The 17,673-nt window shown below is 43.8% G+C and carries 17 protein-coding genes and 1 pseudogene; 6 read left to right on the top strand and 12 right to left on the bottom strand.

The genetic code is table 11. The annotated features are described in order from the left end of the window. Nucleotides 1-174: 174 nt before the first annotated feature. Nucleotides 175-1,182 carry a type I glyceraldehyde-3-phosphate dehydrogenase gene (gap, locus tag ABUE36_RS02075; protein WP_421017066.1) on the top strand — a complete coding sequence of 336 codons (1,008 nt, stop codon included), beginning with the start codon at nt 175-177 and terminating at the stop codon, nt 1,180-1,182. A 95-nt stretch (nt 1,183-1,277) separates the two neighbouring features. Here gap and ABUE36_RS02070 read toward each other — a convergent pair whose 3' ends face one another. From ABUE36_RS02070 to ABUE36_RS02060, 3 genes are all read right to left on the bottom strand, one after another. Then, on the bottom strand, nt 1,278-2,627 hold the full coding sequence (locus tag ABUE36_RS02070) for an IS4 family transposase (RefSeq protein WP_421017452.1): 1,350 nt from the start codon (nt 2,625-2,627) through the stop codon (nt 1,278-1,280). A 215-nt stretch (nt 2,628-2,842) separates the two neighbouring features. After that, complete coding sequence (locus ABUE36_RS02065) at nt 2,843-3,025, bottom strand: hypothetical protein (RefSeq protein ID WP_161002213.1); 183 nt, start codon at nt 3,023-3,025, stop codon at nt 2,843-2,845. Then, nucleotides 3,015-3,728: a zeta toxin family protein gene (locus tag ABUE36_RS02060; RefSeq protein ID WP_421017065.1), complete on the bottom strand. Its 714-nt coding sequence runs from the start codon at nt 3,726-3,728 to the stop codon at nt 3,015-3,017. Before ABUE36_RS02060 ends, ABUE36_RS02065 begins: the two co-directional genes overlap by 11 nt. 273 nt (nt 3,729-4,001) lie before the next feature. On the opposite strand from ABUE36_RS02060, the pseudogene ABUE36_RS02055 reads away from it, so the two are divergent. Further along, a pseudogene (locus tag ABUE36_RS02055) lies at nt 4,002-4,934 on the top strand (IS30 family transposase). Nucleotides 4,935-5,106: 172 nt separating this feature from the next. Here ABUE36_RS02055 and ABUE36_RS02050 read toward each other — a convergent pair. After that, nucleotides 5,107-6,534 (bottom strand): C69 family dipeptidase, encoded by a 1,428-nt coding sequence (locus tag ABUE36_RS02050; protein WP_161002211.1) that lies wholly within the window; start codon nt 6,532-6,534, stop codon nt 5,107-5,109. Nucleotides 6,535-6,699: 165 nt separating this feature from the next. Here ABUE36_RS02050 and ABUE36_RS02045 point away from each other — a divergent pair, with 165 nt between their 5' ends. Then, on the top strand, nt 6,700-7,329 hold the full coding sequence (locus tag ABUE36_RS02045) for an HAD family hydrolase (RefSeq protein WP_161002210.1): 630 nt from the start codon (nt 6,700-6,702) through the stop codon (nt 7,327-7,329). 141 nt (nt 7,330-7,470) lie between these two features. Here the strand turns inward: ABUE36_RS02045 and ABUE36_RS02040 are convergent, their stop codons facing one another. The 7 genes from ABUE36_RS02040 to ABUE36_RS02010 form a co-directional block, all read right to left on the bottom strand. After that, nucleotides 7,471-7,992: a GNAT family N-acetyltransferase gene (locus tag ABUE36_RS02040; protein ID WP_161002209.1), complete on the bottom strand. Its 522-nt coding sequence runs from the start codon at nt 7,990-7,992 to the stop codon at nt 7,471-7,473. A gap of 92 nt (nt 7,993-8,084) precedes the next feature. Beyond that, the gene (gene lrgB, locus ABUE36_RS02035; RefSeq protein ID WP_178941871.1) at nt 8,085-8,864 is read right to left on the bottom strand and encodes an antiholin-like protein LrgB; all 780 of its coding nucleotides are present in this window, start codon (nt 8,862-8,864) and stop codon (nt 8,085-8,087) included. Nucleotides 8,865-8,873: 9 nt separating this feature from the next. Beyond that, nucleotides 8,874-9,329 (bottom strand): CidA/LrgA family protein, encoded by a 456-nt coding sequence (locus ABUE36_RS02030; protein WP_421017064.1) that lies wholly within the window; start codon nt 9,327-9,329, stop codon nt 8,874-8,876. A 246-nt stretch (nt 9,330-9,575) separates the two neighbouring features. Continuing rightward, nucleotides 9,576-10,355, bottom strand: coding sequence for an antiholin-like protein LrgB (lrgB, locus tag ABUE36_RS02025; RefSeq protein WP_017260748.1), 780 nt, complete (start codon nt 10,353-10,355; stop codon nt 9,576-9,578). Between the two features lie 15 nt (nt 10,356-10,370). Then, nucleotides 10,371-10,826, bottom strand: coding sequence for a CidA/LrgA family protein (locus tag ABUE36_RS02020; RefSeq protein ID WP_161002206.1), 456 nt, complete (start codon nt 10,824-10,826; stop codon nt 10,371-10,373). 587 nt (nt 10,827-11,413) lie between these two features. Further along, nucleotides 11,414-12,148, bottom strand: coding sequence for a LytTR family transcriptional regulator DNA-binding domain-containing protein (locus ABUE36_RS02015; RefSeq protein ID WP_161002205.1), 735 nt, complete (start codon nt 12,146-12,148; stop codon nt 11,414-11,416). Continuing rightward, on the bottom strand, nt 12,129-13,886 hold the full coding sequence (locus tag ABUE36_RS02010; RefSeq protein WP_421017063.1) for a LytS/YhcK type 5TM receptor domain-containing protein: 1,758 nt from the start codon (nt 13,884-13,886) through the stop codon (nt 12,129-12,131). Before ABUE36_RS02010 ends, ABUE36_RS02015 begins: the two co-directional genes overlap by 20 nt. Nucleotides 13,887-14,036: 150 nt before the next feature. Here ABUE36_RS02010 and ABUE36_RS02005 point away from each other — a divergent pair, with 150 nt between their 5' ends. After that, on the top strand, nt 14,037-14,771 hold the full coding sequence (locus tag ABUE36_RS02005) for a demethylmenaquinone methyltransferase (RefSeq protein WP_421017062.1): 735 nt from the start codon (nt 14,037-14,039) through the stop codon (nt 14,769-14,771). A 65-nt stretch (nt 14,772-14,836) separates the two neighbouring features. Beyond that, complete coding sequence (locus ABUE36_RS02000) at nt 14,837-15,205, top strand: hypothetical protein (protein ID WP_178941868.1); 369 nt, start codon at nt 14,837-14,839, stop codon at nt 15,203-15,205. Between the two features lie 617 nt (nt 15,206-15,822). Here the strand turns inward: ABUE36_RS02000 and ABUE36_RS01995 are convergent. Continuing rightward, entirely contained in the window at nt 15,823-16,698 is an 876-nt protein-coding gene (locus tag ABUE36_RS01995) for an alpha/beta hydrolase (protein WP_161002201.1), read from the bottom strand. A gap of 267 nt (nt 16,699-16,965) precedes the next feature. On the opposite strand from ABUE36_RS01995, the gene ABUE36_RS01990 reads away from it, so the two are divergent. Further along, nucleotides 16,966-17,646 carry an SDR family oxidoreductase gene (locus tag ABUE36_RS01990; RefSeq protein ID WP_161002200.1) on the top strand — a complete coding sequence of 227 codons (681 nt, stop codon included), beginning with the start codon at nt 16,966-16,968 and terminating at the stop codon, nt 17,644-17,646. The last annotated feature ends 27 nt before the right edge of the window (nt 17,647-17,673 follow it).

The following is a 17,673-nucleotide window of genomic DNA, read 5'->3' as shown; positions in this document are numbered from 1 at the left end:
CACGACTTTAATATAAATACTGTAATGAAATCAAACTAACGAATTTATCGGTAGAGAATATGACGACGCATACCCACAAAGTACAAAAAACAGCGTAATCCTCGAAAATTTGTTAACCTTGCGTCGTAGTGAAAAAGATTTACTAACATGTGCTTAGCTTAGGAGGTTACACTTATGGCAAATATTGTTATTAACGGTTTTGGACGCATTGGTCGGGACTCCTTCCGGCGGATGTTGGCGCTTAACGATCCTGATTTAAATGTGGTCGCCATTAATGATTTGACGAGTCCAGCAATGCTGGCATACCTACTTAAATACGATTCAACCTTTGGTATTTTTGATGCCGACGTTAGCTCCACCGATGATTCATTAGTTGTTAACGGCAAGAAGATTCGGGTTTACGCTGAACGCAATGCCACGCAAATTCCTTGGGTTGCAAACGATGGTGTCGATATCGTCCTTGAATGTACAGGCTTCTATACATCGAAGGATAAGTCGCAAGCACATTTAGATGCCGGTGCCAAGAAAGTAGTCATTTCTGCACCAGCTGGACCAATCAAAACCCTTGTTGAAGGGGTTAACGACGACTTGGTTGCTCATGATGACCAAATCGTGTCTGTCGGTTCCTGTACCACTAACGCCTTGGCACCAATGGCTTACTTCCTGAACAAAGAATTTGGCCTGGAAGTTGGGACAATCACCGCAATTCACGCCTTCACCAGCTCACAGAATCTGCTAGACGGTCCTAAGGGCAAAAACTTCCGACCAAACCGGACTGCATCATCGAACACCATTCCTCATTCAACTGGTGCTGCGAGTGCAATTGGCCTAGTTATTCCTGAACTTGAAGGTCGGCTAAATGGTCACGCTCAACGGGTTGCTGTCATTGACGGCTCTGTTTGTGAACTCGTTTCTGTTTTGGATAAAAAGGTAACCGTTGATGAAGTTAATGCAGCCATCAAACCTTACACAGAAAACAACCCCGCGTTTGGTTGGAACGAAGATGAAATCGTTTCTAGCGATATCATCGGTGACACCCACGGTGCGGTCTTTGACCCAACACAGACCGAAGTTACTTCAAATGGTGACTTCCAAGTTGTTAAGACGCACACTTGGTTCGACAATGAATTCGGTTTTGTCTGCAACATGATTCGAATTCTGAAAAAAGAAGCTGTGGCATAAATAACATTCATTAGTAACTAAAGGTTGAAAGTACGAAAATAGCCCTCAACCCTTATCACGAAAGGCCTGAGGTTCAAAATAATACTTTTCCAGCTTTATCCAGCACTGCCTAGTAGTCTCGCGAGACTACTAGGCAGTGCTTTTGTGAATTCTTCAAAAATGGTGTCCAGGACTTCTGAAGACATGCCCATCTTTCTACCTAGACCACTAAGAGTTCTCATTAACCAATTCAATGCTTCAGCGACTGGGATATCGGGAAGCGCTCGACCATATTCAAAAAACAGATCACCGAGGGTGCGTTCGTCAATATTCTGGCGTTGGGCTAGCGCCAGAATATCATAACTCATCATAACTAATGCCATATGGCCACAAAGACCGTCATAGCTTTGGATTTGGGTCTGATCAAACTGCAGGTACTGTTTAGCCACTTTGAAATAGCCTTCGATTTGCCAGCGACGACCATACATTTGAATGATTTCTTTGGGTCGTAGTCCTATTTTCGTAGTCGCCAAAACCAGATATTGATTCGAAGCACCACGATTAGAAACGTAGACTAATTTGACGGGCATTTCTTGCCCGTCTACTTCAAATTTAACAATCGGACTATAGAAATAATCATCACGAATTGGTCGTTTACCGCTACAAAGGACCCTATAAAGGGTCTTTACATCCATTTGACGTCCGCGATAGCGGAAATAAACCTTTTTAGTTCGCTTCAACATACCAATACCAAAACGTCCACGCTTCAAGAGTTCAAAGAACATTCGTGGTGAAGCGTACCAACTGTCAAATAGGACATACTTGGCCTTAATCCCAGCGTTAAAAGCTGCGTCGAGTAACTCCAAGGCAACACCGCTCATCTTACGTTGGGCTTGTAATCGGCGTTTGGCCGCTAAAGACCGGCCGTCTAGGTGCTTGAACCGGCCTAATTGGTTAAGCTGATTACGAGAGGACATCAAAGCAAAGTTGACTGGTAAAAACGTATTTGCGTCACTCCAACCGACGGTTAGAGTGCGAAAACCCTTGAAGTAACACTGATTATCGTGGTCAAAAACTCGAGACAATAATTCAGTTTTCTTTGAGAATTCACGTTTAAATAGAGAATCATCAACAATCAAGGCTTGGCGTCGTCGTGAATCAGTGAAGCGTTGAATGTATTGAATCAGCTTAATCGCAATGAGTACAACAAAACGTTGCCAATTGATTTGAGCATCATTAAGATAATTGCGGACCGTCCGCTTTGAGAAGCCAGATGGGTCATCAGCCCGAAACAACGAATAGCGAGAAAAGACCGTTGTTAACAGCCATTCCACAAGTAAGCTAACTCTAATTCCCCGTTTCTTCTTGAAATTGGCGCACCGGAGGATAGCGCCTAACTGTACCAATTTAGAAAAATGATGAAAAGAGTAGTGAATTTGGGTGGTTGAATGTTGTATATTAGACATGGACATGAATTCTCCTCGTATATTGGTTTTCGACGACTTAATAATACGATGTGGAGTAATTCATGTCTATTTTTGTACAGTAAAGGCCCGGTTTCCCGGGCCTTTACTGTACAACTTAACTTTCAACCTTTAGTTAGTAAAAAGAAGGAGACAGGCCTTGTGCGATCATCAGCTTGTTTCCTTCTTTTTTTTAGAGCCACATTAATTAATAACAACTAGGCTTCTTTTTCATTTTTGTTTGGATAAAGCACGTCTAAAATTTTTCTGCTACGTTCTCTTGCACCGGCCTGAATGTACGCCTCTTTCTCTTCATCAGTAGCATTATCTTCAAATTCATCCGAATTGTTATGATACTTTTCAACTAGTTCACGCATAAACTTCTGATCTTTAGTTTCCATTGACTATTGCCTCCAGCCTGTCTCTCGAAATATCATTTGGCAAGTGTTCTATCACAGCTTCCACGCCACGATAAATATGTTGTTGATGTCCCAAACCTGCGTACATCTCTATTTCTATTCGATCTCCATATTTCTCCAAAATCTGAGAGATATTTTGTGGAATATTGAGGAAACCACTAATAAATGCCGCTTGGGGAACTTGGCGACCTGTTTTTATAGCCCGTTGAACAACAAACCGCCAATCAATTTCAGGTTCAAGGTAAGTATAGACTATCCTAACAGAATAATCATGATTCAACGCACGCTTAATATTACTAGCTGAGCTTTGGGAGTTGAATGTACCTTCAAGAATAAACGACTGATTTTCATTCAAGGCCCTTCTAAACGCCCTGTCAACTAACTTCGTCGCACCTTTCTGATAGTCAGCCGCATTAGCACCATTATATTTCGGAAAAAACTTTCTAAAATCGTCGGCATCTATGTGCACAAAATCCTGCATTACTGGACCATAAATACTATCAATCACTTCTGACTTTCCAGATCCTGGCGCTCCAGCCGTCAATATTGCCCACTTGTTTTTCTTCTGCCTAACACCTGAAAATATCGGATTTAGGAACTCATCCTCGTGCGCACTCGCATATTCCCGCCAATGTTGCTTTAGTTCATCCTCGCTCATAAAACGAATATCCTTCTCCCCAGCCATCGTTCCGCATCCTCCTGCAACCTTCATCACACAGCAACCAACATTTCAACCAACCAGAGTTCGACCAGTTCCACGTCCTCCATGCAACTAACATAGCAAACTGAATTCCAGAAGTAAATTAGGGACACCTAGAAATAAAAAATGGATATTTTCGACTAATAATAAACGTTTTATAGTAGATTGTAAAATTAATCCGAACGCTGTTCGGACAAAAAAGATCAGCTTCCTTTAAAATGGTGTTTACAACAAACCCATCTTTTAGGAGCTGATCTTTTGTCTAGTATAACCTATTCCGAACGAATTAAAATCGAAACCTTTTGTGAACTAGGGCTGTCCAATATCCAAATGGGCGTTCGGCTGAACCGATCACCGTCAACAATTTCTTATGAATTATCTCGATGTCAACCTTATCAGGCTGAATTAGCACAAACAGATGCCGAATACAAGCGATCACGATGTGGTCGGAAAACTAAGCTGAGCGATGAGTTAAAGCAAACAATTCTCAACCATTTACATCTAAGCTGGTCACCAGGAATGATTGCTCACGAATTTAAACTAGCGACTAAATCTATTTATAATTGGCTAAATCAGGGGAGAATTGGTTTCTCCAGGAATGATCTGCCTGAACACGAATTTACGCCAACGGCGTAACGCGACTAACGATCCATTTATAATTGGCTAAATCTTTGGGGATCGATTGAACAGCGTCCCATGATGATTAATCAACGTAATCGCATCGGTGATTTTGAACTAGATACCGTCGTTGGCCCTCGTGGGCATAGTAAGGCAGTTTTATTAACTTTAATCGATCGCAAATCACGGTTCCTTTGGGCATATCGGTTAAAGGACCGAACGACAGCGAGTGTTAATGAAGCACTGACTAAGTTCCTAACAACTTTTAATGGACCGGTGCACAGTTTTACTGTGGACCGTGGTACTGAGTTTAGTGGGCTAGTATCATTTGAATCACAATATGGTATTAAGACCTATTACTGTCATGCTTATACGCCAGCTGAACGTGGTAGTAATGAACGCTTTAATCGGAATTTACGTTATTTTTATCCTAAGGGGACTCGTTTTGAGCACATTAGTGCTCAAGATTTAACGACGACGTTACTCCAAATTAACCAGAGACCGCTTAAAATACTTGACTGGAAAACACCGTATCAGGTTATGCTGACCAATTTGTCCAAAAATTCGGATTAAATTTGCAATCTACCTTATACACAAATTTTGTAATACTGACCATTTTTGATCGATCTCCACAAAGTCTTGTCCCTATAAGCAACAGTCATTTTATGTGATCGCTGGTTCAAACAAAATGACCCACATACTAGCAAACGCCAGTATGTGGGTCATTTTAAATCTATTCACAATTCTACAAGTTAATGTCAAAATCAAATGTCAGTTTGGAACGGTTGAGTCCTTCAGTGACAAAGTGACCGATGATGGCCATCGTCTTGTCACGCATGACATCAACGATGTGGTGGTTTTGCTCTGTCAGATAGGCTGTCAAAGCATCGCCAGTCAAGCCCTTAGCCTGTGCTTCTTTGTCAATCCCGTCGATCAAGCGACGTAACTCTTCATGGCAGTCTTTAAGATAGTCAACATCGTCTTGAACAAAGTGACTGTAGTGACTTTCTGTCAGCATGGAAACTGTCCGGTACATCCAATAAGCATCCTTGACGTTGTAAGTCATGGATGTGTTGCTATAACTAGGGTCCGTATCCGTTGCATTGGCATAGAATGGCAAATATGGCGTAAAGGCAGGAATACCGATACAAATCCACATAACGGCAGACAATGCTTCTGGCACATCGTTACGGATTTGCAAAACGTGACTTTGCTGTGTCCGGTTCAATGAAATTGCCCGGTAACGTAGTTTGTCTTCATCAGAACCATGACCGAGTGGATCATACTTCGTTTCGTTGTAGTGTGAGCCTTCGATATACTCAATATCTTCAACACTGATCAACCGATTGGCATGATTGATGAATGGCAAATCACTGGATTCTGGATCCTGTTCGATTTCTGGGTTGAGGTAGCGTTGTGCAAACCAAACCCGTGGTGTGTTGTAGTAACGGTCCTTTTCGGTGTCCGTTCCAAAAATGTGACGGAAGTTCCAACCGGTCTTATCAGGGTTCAAGTGATGTTCGTCGACAAACTCGCGAATACCGTCAGACCACATAAAGTTGTCTGGGTCATCGAAATCAATTTGTTCCTGACCTACCTGGTTAGCAGCAACAACGTAAGCATCATCAGGAATTCGTGATGCAACCCAGTGATGACCAGTAACGATTTCCATGTACCAAATATCGTTTTTATCAGCGAAGATAACCCCGTTACCTTCTGGTGAGCCGTACTTGGCAACCAACTTGCCTAAATACTCAACCCCTTCTTTAGCGGAGTTGATAAATGGCAGGACCATTGTTTGCATAGTATCTTCGGCCATGCCATCAGGCAATAATGGGTCATAAGCTAAAACTTTTTCGTTGGCGTAAACACTTTCAGTAGCGGACATGGCAACATTCTTCTCATTGAAGCCACTTTCGTCATAGATACCTTCGCTTTGAACGTCCACGTTTGGTGTTGCTTGATAACGATAACCACTTTCTGGTAGTGGTGCCTTAAAACCATTCTGAGTAGATGCTAATTCCTCATGGCGCCCATTAGCAGCTGGTTTCATTTCAAACTTTTGTGGTGTGATTGGCAAGAATGTGTCGTCGTTACGTGCTACCATTACGGAGCCATCAACGGACGCCTTTTTCCCAACTAAAACGGTCGTACAAGCTTTATCCCATTTCATGTGTTTACTCAATCCTTCCAGTACATTTTTAATTACTTAACTGCCATTTTAACTCACCCAGTCAGGTTTTCACAACAGTGGACGGGACTAGAAAATGCTGTCAAAAACATCAGTCTGCTATAATGATGGTAAATTCCGTTTATATTCTGGTATGGAGGATTATTTATGCAAAACTTTGTGTTTGATGTGGATGGTACACTGATTGATTCCGAGAAAATGTACATGTTGTCCATGCAGCGTGCACTAGCCGCCAGCGGCCGCCAATTCGACTATGACCAACTCTCTCCAACGTTTGGCACAACTGGCAAAATTGCCTTACAAGAAATTGGCATTCCTGATAACGAAATCGATGGACTACTTGATACGTGGCAAACGTACACAAAGGATACATATGATACCATGCGTGTCTACCCAGGAATTACGTCCGCGCTTGCACAATTACATGAAAATCCGCGTCTAAAGACCGCTATCGTGACATCTAAGGCCGCACCAGAGTATCAACGCGACCTTGTCGAAAACTTTCCGCTAGATCAATACATGGATGATCACGTTACTGCTGACGAAGTGGAACGCGGTAAACCGGCGCCAGACTCCTTGTTTGCCATCATTCACAAAATGAAACTCGACCCGACACAAACTATTTATGTCGGCGATACCATTTACGATCTACAAGCAGCCCACGCCGCTGGCCTAGCATTTGCCTTAGCTACTTGGGGCGGCCCCAAGGATCAAAAACTCATTCGCGACAGTGAAGAGGTGCTAGATAAGCCACATGATTTACTTAATTTAATTTAGATATGAGATCAGTACCGTTCAATCTTGGCATTCAGGAAATGGACGGTATTATTATTTTTAAGCCAAAAATAAAAGGAAAGAACCAAGACAAGTGAAAAATCACATTGCTTTGGTTCTTTCCTTTTTCGAAGCAGAAGTCAATCAGTCCAAGCCCAACACGCGCATGTTAAACGTCAGGACTTGTGTTTCAAAATCGCAACCGTTAGCTACGTACGTCCCCGACTTCAACAACTCGCCACCATGAGACTGGTAAAATCCGAGCGCCGGAACGTTGCTGCTGAGACAATCAATGGTAAACGGTAGCAAACGTTCATTTAGCAGTTCCGCCCGTTTGCTATAAAACAATCGCGTCCCGATACCATGATGCTCTAATTTAGGATCGACATATAAGCCGTAAATTTCGCCTGGATAATCTGTCATCTCCGGATGCGAACGTTGCGGTCCACCAGTAATGAAGCCTAACAAACGCCCGCTGTGCTCATCAATGGCAACTAACGTGCGGTCTGACTGATAAATCTTTTCCCACAGAGCCAAACGGTCCGGATATGAATGCTGATCGATCACTTTGCGTGGCAACAAACCTGAGTATGTTTGTTGCCAACTGTCAACGTGAATCCTGGCAATTACCGGAACATCGCTGACCCGCGCTAACCGAATTTCCACGTTGCGTCGCCCCCTCAAGTATTACTTACACTTCAAGTATCGAACGCAATGTGTAAAACCGTCAATTGAAAACCATTATAAACAGGAAACTTTTACCTTAATCCAACCAATGTTGCAAAAATTGGCACTACTAAATCGACCACAATTCCGATAATAACCACCGCAATGGCCCCCATCGAACCTTCGATGGTGCCTAACTCCAAAGCAAACGCCGAGCCAATGGTGTGTCCAGAAGTTCCTAATCCCAAACCAGTACCGATTGGATCAGACTTCAAACGGAAAATTTTAACGAGCCAGTTGCCCAGTGCGTAAATAATCACAGCATTTAAAATACATGCCATCGCTGTAACTGCCGCGTTACCGCCAATAGCTGTCGAAATTGGTAACGCAATCGCGGTCGTTGCAGCTTGTGGCAACATGGATGCCAGGCCAACTTTGCTGAGACCAAATCCTTTGGCAACTAAGAAAATCAACGATAATGCAATGAAGACACCAACAATCAATGACAACAAAATTTCGAGCCAGAACTTTTTCACGATGTCGTTACGTTTGTATAAAGGAATCGCAAAGGCAATCGTCGCTGGATTCAAGAACCAGAAAATGATATCACCGCCGGGTTTGTAAGCCTGCGTATAAAAAGCAGCGGTGTCCATCCCTAACCACTTTGCAAGAATTGCTAACGCTAAGATCCCCATTACCATACCAACAAATAATGGTTGAAATAAAAAGAAGCCCTTTGAAATTTTAAATAACCACTGACCCAATAAATAAACGGCAATTGATAATACGATACCAAAGAACGGCGTCACAAAATAAGCGAGTGGCCCCTTAATGACTGGTGCAGCAGCGGCCAAAATGAATGTATTTGCCATGTTTGCCACCTACCCTTCATCCTTGTTATCCCCATCAACCTGCGCATCCTTATGCAAAAAGTGCACGCGGAGCCAAATAAAGAAGCGGGTACAATAGGCGACAGAAACCAATAAAATCACAGTTGAGATAATGATAACTAAGATTAACTTCCAGCCTTCGTTTTCCAAAATATTGAGCGTTCCTGCCAACTGGATACCGGAAGGCACAAACAGAAATCCAATAATACTAATTAAGAAAGCGCCTAAATCCTCAACCCACTCTACCTTAATAATGTGCAACGTTAACGCTAAATACATAAGGACTAATCCCACAACCGGTGTCGGTAACGGGAATTTAGGAAATGTCTTGTTACCCCACTCGGAAATAAGCCACGATATAAACAGAATTGTCGCGTAGATCCCAATTTGAATCAAAATTGGTGCACGGTTCGATGTCTTCTGTGGATGTTTACCCTGTGTTGCCATCTTTAATCGCCTCCAAAAAGGTCTGCCTATGCTTGTGAATAAAACTCTTCATCAGCAAAATTATAACGAATTATTTATGCTATGAACACCAATATCATAGCGATTGTAACCGTTTTCTTAGAGGACGACAGAATCGTTAAGTTTGTTCACAAAGTAAGTCTTTTTGGTAGTAATGTTGCCATTTTGGCGCGCAAAAAAAACGCCGCCAACACATCCGTTTGGTGACGTTTATAAAATCATTTTAAATTAACCGAGACCAACTAAGGCAGCGAAGATTGGCACAACGATATCGATAACGATACTGATGATAACCACTGCAATAGCAGCCATAGAACCTTGAGCGGATCCTAACTGTAAAGCAAATGCTGAACCAACCGTGTGTCCAGAAGTTCCTAAGCCAAGCCCCGTCCCAATTGGATCTGAGTTCAAACGGAAGACTTTAACAAGCCAGCCACCCAATGCGTAAATGATAACCGCATTCAGGATACATGCCATCGCTGTTACAGCAGCGTTACCACCGACAGCTGTTGAAATTGGCAATGCAATCGCAGTCGTTGCAGCTTGTGGCAGCATAGATGCAATACCAACGTTGCTGAGACCGAACAGTTTGGAAATACCGAAGATAACAAACAGTGAGACGAACGCCCCGACGATTAGTGATAATAGAATTTCCAACCAGAACTTTTTGACAATATCGTTACGTTTGTACAATGGAACGGCAAACGCAATCGTTGCTGGGTTCAAGAACCAGAAGATAATGTCACCGCCGGGTTTGTAAGCCGTGGTGTAGAACTTAGCTGTGTCCATGCCCAACATTTTGGCCATGATAACCAACACGATGATCCCAAGGACCATCCCAACAAATAATGGCTGAAATAAGAAGAACCCGTTAAATTTCTTGAATAACCATTGGCCCAATAAATAAACAGCGATGGACAAGAAGATTCCGAAGAATGGTGTCGCAAAGTAAGCCAGTGGTCCTTTAATGACCGGTGCCGCAGCAGCCGCTAAAATTGAAACAGACATAAAGCAATCCTCCTTTTACTTTTGATCATCCTGATTAACAGTTGCATCGCCATGGAACCAGTGAACCCGGATCCAGATAAAGAGTCGCGCAGTGTAAGCCACAACAACCAGCAATACGATAGTGGATAGAATAATAACAATAACTAACTTCCAGCCTTCATTTTGCAGGATGCCAAGCGTGCCTGCCAATTGAATACCAGAAGGAACAAAAAGAAAACCAATGAGACTGATCATAAAGCTACCGAAAGAATCAACCCACTCCACTTTAATAAGTTTGAACGTCAATGCTAAGTAGAGTAGTACCAGCCCAATAACTGGCGTTGGTAGTGGGAACTTTGGAAAAGTCTTTGCAACAAACTCAGAAATGAGCCAGGAAATAAATAGTACCGTGGCATAAATACCGATTTGAACCAGAATGGGCGCATCTTTTTTAGTTGATGTCGCCGTCTTAGATTTATTATTTTCTGCCATGACAAACGTCCTTTCCATTATTGTGAATAGTGTCACTAGTGACGGCAAAGTTTGTCGTACCAGCGCTTTCTAACAGTTAAAGTGTAGTCGCCAATTCACAAAAAAACGTGATTCACTTGTCAAACGCACATTTTGCCAGCTGAAATACCCTGCTCGGGAAGTGATTTACTGCGACATATTTGTTAGCTAACTTCACTAAGTTCATGATTGTTCAATCCATGCTCTGTTCACGCTCACACACCTGTTTTTGGTAAACAAAAAAGCACTCGTCTAGTTGCGAATGCTTTGAAAATAACAGATTTTGCCACCATCTTACTATTAGACATTAAAAGATATGCATATGAAGCTAACTACTATATAGCATAGCTGGAGGGCGTCAACATTGATACCGAGCCGTGAAGGTAACGTTAATTCGGTGATTTCCCGAATTTAGGTTACGGACGGTCGTAAAGACTCGCGGTCTTCACGAGGCTTTATGACGAGGTGAAAGACTCCGAACTTGGGAGGCTCGAACCGGTCCCACGGCGAGTGTGTCAATGTTGACAACCGCAAGCGGCATCTACCACCAATATTCGTGGCGGATATACTTACATATTCAATCGATCTTTCATCGACTTAACAAAGGAACGGCTGACCGGCACCTTGTCACCATTGGTCAACTTAATTTGATAGGTATGGTTAAACCACGGTTCGACCTCGGAAATGGCGGTGATATTAACGACGATACTGCGATGTACCTGCATAAACTGATCCTCCGACAGTCGTGTCATCAACCAGCTTAACGTCTGATGGGTGTGGAAGCGACCGTCCTTGGTCGTCAATATTAACTCTCCGTTTTCAACGAAACCAGCGAGAATGTCACCCTGCTTAAGAACACGTGTCTTCTCGTTTTCGGTTATTGAAATCATCCCCAGTGGCTTACGTGGCTTGGTTTTGACAACCGGATTGGCCTCTTCCCGAAGTTGAAGCACCTCGTCAACTCTTGATAACGCCTGATTGATTCGTTGCTGCTCAAATGGTTTAAGTACGTAATCGACCGCATTAATGTTAAATGCGCGAACCGCATAATCATCATAGGCCGTGGCTACAACCACTAACGGTGGATTCGCTAACTGATCAAGTTTGTCCGCCAAATCAAAACCGTTTTCGTTATTCAAAGAAATGTCGAGAAAAACGAGGTCACTGGGGGTAGTTAATAATTGGGCCAACGCTTGACTGATCGATTCCGCTTGAGACACCTGGTCAACCAGTGGATTCTGCTTAAGCAAGTATTCTAGCTCGTTACGTGCGAGCGGTTCATCATCAACGATTAAGACTTTCATGAATTGCCTCCTGCTTGTTTGGAATTGTTAAACTTACTGTCGTGCCAGTTGAAGCTGTTTCAAAATGAAGCTGACTGTTTGGACCATAAAGTCCCACCAGCCGCGCATTCAAGTTTTCCAACGCTGTACCACTACCATTCGTAGAAGTTACCACTTGATGACCAAGTTGCGGTAAAACATCTTGGTCAATCCCGAAACCATTATCGCTGACACTAATCTCAGTCGCATAGCGCTGGGCTTCAACTTTTACCCACACGCGATTACCATATCGTCGATCATCAAACGCATGGCGAATCGCATTTTCAACCAACACTTGAATGGTAAATGGTGGAATCAACACGTTATCATCCGATGGCGTATCAAACGTAATGTCGCATTTATCTGGGAATCGCGTTTGTTCCAGCGATAGGTAGGCATCAACATGTTCGCGTTCCTGACGCAATGGTATTTCTGTTTGCCGGACACCTTGTAAGTTTGTTCGGAAGTACGTGGATAATTGCAGCAACAGAGTGCGCGCCTTGTCAGCGTCTGTTCGCATCAACGCAGATATCGTATTGATCGCATTGAAGAAAAAGTGAGGATTTACTTGAGCTTGTAAGGACTTAATCTCAGCATCCTTGACGAGCTTAGATTGTTCTTCAGCGGCCCCTAATGCTAATTGGCTTGAAAAGATTGAGGCTAGCCCCGTTGCCAACTGTTCCTCAACCGGCGTTAAATCTTTCGGATTGGTAAAGTACATCTTCAGCGTACCTACAACGTGGTTTTGGACGACCAGTGGAATCACCACTGCGGCCGCCAACGGACATCCTGGATGCGGACAGCCAATTTCGGCCTTAGAATGAGCAATTCGCATCTGGCCGGTCGCAATGACCCGTTTGGACAAGTCTGTCTTGATTTCTTTTTCTGGAATATGGTGGTCACTCCCCGGCCCCACATGAGCCAAAACGTCCGTCGTATCCGTAATGCCGATTGCGTCAAAGTTTGTATAATTACGAATGATGGTCGCAACCTGTTGGGCGTTGGCCTCGGTTAAACCGGAACTAAAAAATGGCAATGTCCGGTCTGCCAGCTCCAACACATCGTGCGTTTGCACAGCCCGTAACTGCTCTTCTTGCCTAATGTAAGCTGAAATGACTGACATAAAGATGGCCGTTCCGGCACTATTTAAAATCATCATGGGGAAAAAGATGAGTTTTACCAAACTGAATCCAGAAGCGCTGAAAATGAAGATAAACAACATCTGGACTGATTCCATCATCAATCCAATCAGTGCTGACGTCGTCATGCTTGGATATCGATTCTCGTTGAGATAACGTTTGCCAATCATCCCAGAAAGAAAACCAACGATAATTGAACTGAAAATATAGAATAAATCGGAGCCATTTCCCTGAATCACACGATGGACACCGGCAATTAAACCAACCACTGTTCCGACCAGCGGTCCACCAACTAAGCCGGACACCGTAATCGCTAAGGTTCTCGTGTTAGCGATTGAATCAGTAGCTGGTAGACCAGTTAGCCATGTTGTTGATACCAACGTGTTGTGGGAAGTAACTTCAACCCCCGTTAAGTTTGAGATAATCGCAAAAACAGCGAAAATGAGAATCAACATTCCCTTCGCCGTCCATGTATCATCAGCCTTGACTAATTGTCTGAAATAACTGACATTTACCAAAAGAAAGGCGAGGATAATGATCAGTCCAACCCGCTGCATCAGTAACAAAAATAGCGTTAACATGCTTTCTCCTTGTCTTTTAAACCTTTAACATTATCGTTACTCGTTTGTGCCCCATTGAATTATACCCGCGCGAAAACTTGTGAAACAGAGGCAACTTTAAAAACGTTTGTGTGTCGGGCTTAAAGAGCATATATTAAAACTATTAGATTGGTGGTGAGCAAATTGACTCAAAGTACTCCAAAAAATCCGGCAAGTGTGCAGGCTCTTTTCACTCGCATAGCACCGGATTATGACCGCATGAACAACATTATTTCGCTTGGTTTACAACACAGATGGCGACGATATGCTATGCGTCAGGCCCACTTTTTGCCTGGCGACACGGTCCTCGACTTGTGCTGTGGGACAGGCGATTGGACAGTTGCGCTGGCCAACAGTATTGGCCGTAACGGTCAAGTTATCGGGGTGGACTTCAGTCAGGCAATGGTTAAGCTAGCTCAACAAAAAATTGCTGACAATAATTTGACGAATGAAGCGACCATTTCTTTTGGTGACGCGCTTCACTTGCCCTTTCCCGATGACAGTTTTGACCTGATTACAATCGGTTTTGGCATGCGCAATCTAGCAGACTTAAACGCCGGTTTAACAGAAATGCTACGCGTCTTGCGTCCTGGTGGCCAGCTTGTGTGCTTGGAAAGTTCTCAACCAACCGCGCCAATTATCAAACCCGTTTGGCAATGGTATTTCGGTACCGTCATGCCGTGGTTAGGAGCCGTATTTGCCCATGCTCATGATGATTATGATTATCTTCAGCGGACTACCCAGGCGTTTGCAAATTATCAAACGTTGGCCGAAGCGTTCACAACAGCCGGTTTTGAAGACGTTCATTACCGTCGCTTTACGTTTGGTGCGGCAGCTTGTCATACAGGAATTAAACCGGCACAGTAGCCGTTTACTAATGTTAGAAATTTCGTTAAACTGGAGCCATTGTATTAACAGAAAGGATGGCGCTCGTGTCAGAAGATCGGTATTATCAGCCAAAAGATAGCAAGGATGCAATGCGGTACATTGAACGATTATTTAATCGCTATAAGGATGCCCCAATTACGCAGGAACTTGTTGATTATAATCACAACCTAACCGCTGCCTTACGCAGTGACATTGCCCAAGCAGCCTTGACTGAAAATGCGCCACAACGTCATGACGCGGCTATCAACATGGCCGATGAAATGGACAAGTGGGCCCGCACGCGAGCAGCTGGGCAGCCATTTCACGGACAGCTGAAACACTTCAAGTTTGTCGGTGAAGCGTCAACGCCACGGTTTAAGGCACACACAGTTAAAAACCATCAACGCGGCAACTTACGCGCGTCACGGCATTAACCCATTCACATAAAAAATCCTGTCGATTAGTTCTCACTAATTAACAGGATTTTTTGATTACAAATATTTGTGAAAATGATTGCGATTTCGCCCGCTTTCAGTTGTCCGTTTTTGAACCCTGCTGTGGGGACCGGATTAAGCCTGAAAATCACAGTCTTATTCCTCGACTTCAAGCCGTACAACCCACGTCTTGAAGCTCGTCCCGTGCTGTAAATTCGGCAAAAACAACCGAATTAACACCACTGACACAGCAGGATTCAACACTACCAACCTACAGCTTCTTAACCATTTCCTTTCAGCGTCATCAAGCAAGATTCTAAACGAAGCAGGGAATCGGTGAATCACAGTCAATTGACTATATAATTTAGACGGACCATAGCCAAAAGCAACAATGCATCATCGTCTAAACCAAGGAAGAGATACTTAAAACTTCTATGTGAGCCGAAGGGCGGCAGCATTGATACCGAGCCGTGAAGGTAACGTTAATTCGGTGGTTTTCCCGAATTTAGGTTACGGACGGTCCGTTGAGACTCGGCACTCCACGAGGCTTGAACCGGTCCCACGGCGAGTGTGTCAATGCTGCCAACCGGAGGCGCAAGACAAGAACCAACTAAAGATTAAGGTTTACTACCTGGTTTGCCAAAGAGCAAGTTGGTGACTAGCTTGTAGCTACGGATTGTGGTGTGAATCTGATGGTGGTTGGTGTTTTTCATCAGAATTTCGTGATACTGCGGCACAATATCATGAACTAAATAACGTAAGGCCTGCGCCTGCACAATGGGTACGGAATTGTCTGTATCTTCGCCGTTAGCAGACCCGTAGACGTTAAAGATTTGTGCCTGACTATTAGCCCACAAATTGTTGCGGGCTGCGATCAACTGACGATAACTGTGTGATGAACGTTTAGGCTTTCCGCTAGGTAATACATCTTTAGGCCGATCAATACTTTCATCTACCGGTGCACTCAACAATACCATTTTATGCAACTTTGGCAGTCGCTCATCGTTGCCATAACGGATCAACTGAGTGACCATCGCGCTGCCGCCCCACGAATGGCCAACGGCATTGTATTCGTTAACGTGGTAACGACGTTTGAGCAACATCAGAATCTGATTGAGCCACTTTGCCTGTGGCTGATAACTATTCCCTAGATTGCGGTCAAACGTAACTTGAATGAGCGGATTAATATCCGTTTTTTTAAGACGACCAATCACGTGAATGCGACCAAAAAAGTCGACATTGATTCGCATCACTTTGCCTGCAGTACGTTCGCCCTGCATGTAACCAATCATAGCGTTAAACGAGTTAGCCGAAGTGGCCCAGCCAGGCATGAAGATGGTCGGCGTGTGCGTTTGGATAACACTTTTATTAACCTGGCTGCTCTTCAATGGTTCGGCAGTCACGCCAATGCTGGTTACCTTATGGAACAACACAAAACTTGCGCCCAACATTAAAACGAGCGCACTGGTAATTGTCCAAATCCGTCGATGCACGTGCAAACCTCCCCATCGCTGACGTTTCCCACTCAGCTGTTTATTTCTAATTAACTTTAACGCTTTCGAATCTTTGTGACCAGTCGCAACGCGTGACTTAACGGCAAATTAAGTTTGCCACGATGAGAATAATCAGCTCGTTTACAAACCGTTAGCTAATAATTATTCTGTTTTGTCGAAATAACGAGCATTATTTTCTGAGTTTTTCTGATCAATCATCTATACTGTTGCCAAACATATATTGAAAGTGAATTGGAGGGGATTATTATGACACAACCCGTTGTTGCAATCGTCGGTGTTGGTAAAACTGGATTAGCCCAGGCTCAGGCCGCACTTTTTGGCCGTCAAGGCTTCCAAATTGCTTTACTATCCCGCGATGAAAATGTCTTAAAACAAACTGCTGACGATCTCCAACACCAGCAAATCAACGCCACTATTTTTCCAGTTGATCTAACAAAGGCTGCCACTATTGATGAAGCCTTCGATCAGGTCAAACAGTTGGGTCAACTAACGGCCGTCATCTTTAACGCCACGTTCCGTCCTGGCGTCAAACCTCGTGCACTCACGGCCGAGACGGCCGAAACTGGCATGCTGATTGGGGCCGTTGCGCCGGTAGCAGTAGCTCACGCAGCCATTCCGGCCCTACTCGAAAGTTCACAACCAACGGCCTTGCTGTTCACTAACAGCATCGCGGCCACCAAACCATCAACAGGTGCGCCTCTGCAAAGCATGGAAAAAGCGGCAATGAAGAATTTCGTTCTTGCCCTCAATCAAGATCTGGAAAAAACTAACATCTTTGCCGGACAGGTCACAATCAACACGTACATCCGTGACGGGCACCGTGAAAATCAGGACCCGGTTAACATTGCGAAGGCTTACTACAAGCTATTTACAGAACGTGAGCCCGTTGACTTGGCCTATCACGACCTCATTAAAGAGGACGATTAATTTGTACAGTCATACGAAAATGGTTCA

The sequence above is a fragment of the Furfurilactobacillus cerevisiae genome (assembly GCF_048961765.1).
Classification (GTDB): Bacteria; Bacillota; Bacilli; order Lactobacillales; family Lactobacillaceae; genus Furfurilactobacillus; species Furfurilactobacillus milii_A.
This window is presented reverse-complemented; position numbering and strand designations above follow the sequence as displayed.